The organism is Arthrobacter sp. Hiyo1 (assembly GCF_001263615.2).
Taxonomy (GTDB): Bacteria; Actinomycetota; Actinomycetes; order Actinomycetales; family Micrococcaceae; genus Arthrobacter.
This window is the reverse complement of the sequence record NZ_DF952470.1, coordinates 199,691-201,072: the sequence shown is the minus strand read 5'-3', so window position 1 is coordinate 201,072 and position 1,382 is coordinate 199,691. Positions and strand designations below refer to the sequence as shown.

The following is a 1,382-nucleotide window of genomic DNA, read 5'->3' as shown; positions in this document are numbered from 1 at the left end:
CCTACGAACCGCAGTGGGCCATCGGCGCGCCGGAACCCGCGACGCCCGAATACATCAGCGCCGTGGTCCGCGGCCTCGACGAGCACCTCCGCTCGTTGCCGGGACAGGCCGGGAGCCGTGTCATTTACGGCGGCAGCGCGGGCCCCGGGCTGATCAGCCAGTTGGACATGTCCGTTGCCGGCCTGTTCCTCGGCCGCTTCGCGCACGATCCGGAAGCCCTCAAGACCATCCTGGACGAGGCTGCCGCACGCCTTGTTGGGAAAGGGGTGACAGTATGAGCTCGACCATCGGCCTGAGCAGCTACGCGTTCTTCTGGCAACTCTCGGACGCCGTCTCGGCGCCGCTGAGCATCCACAACGCGCTGGCCTGCACTGCGGACCTGGGCGTCGAGCTGTTCCAGATCTGCGACTATGCTCCCCTCGAGCACATGTCCGACGACGAACTCGCCGCCGTCCGCTCAACCGCGGACTCCCTCGGCATCACGCTGGAACTCGGTACGAAGGGCATCCGTCCGGAGCACCTGCGCAAGTTCCTGCACATCGCCCGGATCCTTGGCTCGGAGCTACTGAGGACCATGTTCAACGTCCCCGGCCACGCGCCCGACGCCGACGAAGCCACCGCGATCTTCACCGAGGTCCTGCCGGCCTTCGAAGCGGCAGGCGTGCGGATCGCCGTCGAGACCTACGAACAGGTGCCTACCGCTCGGATCCTGGACGTGATCCGCCGGGTGGACAGCCCGTACCTCGGGATCTGCAGCGACCCCGCCAACACCGTCGCGGCGCTGGAGATGCCCCGCGAGGTGATTGACGCCGTCGCGCCCTACGTCCTGAATATGCACATCAAAGACTTTGCGTTCAGCCGCAAGGAGGGGTGGGTCGGGTTCACGTACTCCGGCGCGCCGCTCGGCGAAGGCCTCCTGGATTACGACTACATGGCCGGCAAGATCCAGCCCTCGCAAAGAAACATCAACCAGATCGTCGAACACTGGCTGCCCTGGCAGGACTCCGAGGCGGAAACCATCCGCCTCGAAAACCAGTGGACCCAACAAAGCCTCGAATTCCTAAGGAGCAAGTGAAATGTCAGCAGAACAATTGACCGTCGCCGTTATTGGAGCCGGTGGCAAGATGGGGATGCGCGTTTCCGCCAACCTCCAGAAGAGCAGCCACACGGTCACCTACAGCGAGAACTCCCCCGCCGGCCAGGACCGCGTCCGCGCCGAGGGCCGCGAGATCACCGCAACGGACGACGCCGTCAAGGGCGCCGACGTCGTGATCCTCGCCGTGCCGGACACCGTCCTGGGGCATCGTGTCCGAAGGCGTCGTCCCACAGATGAAGCCCGGCTCGATCCTCCTCACCCTGGACCCGGCCGCCGCCTACGCCGG

General features: G+C 65.9%; 3 protein-coding genes. All 3 read left to right on the top strand.

Translation table 11 applies throughout. From position 1 onward, the window contains the following. On the top strand, nt 1-278 hold a 278-nt coding region (locus AHiyo1_RS09865; RefSeq protein WP_172465562.1), incomplete at its 5' end, for a triose-phosphate isomerase. After that, the gene (locus tag AHiyo1_RS09860; protein ID WP_059388457.1) at nt 275-1,075 is read left to right on the top strand and encodes a sugar phosphate isomerase/epimerase family protein; all 801 of its coding nucleotides are present in this window, start codon (nt 275-277) and stop codon (nt 1,073-1,075) included. The genes AHiyo1_RS09865 and AHiyo1_RS09860, both read left to right, overlap by 4 nt. Nucleotide 1,076: 1 nt before the next feature. Then, the coding region (locus AHiyo1_RS09855) for an NAD(P)-binding domain-containing protein (RefSeq protein WP_253257248.1) at nt 1,077-1,382 on the top strand (306 nt) is incomplete at its 3' end.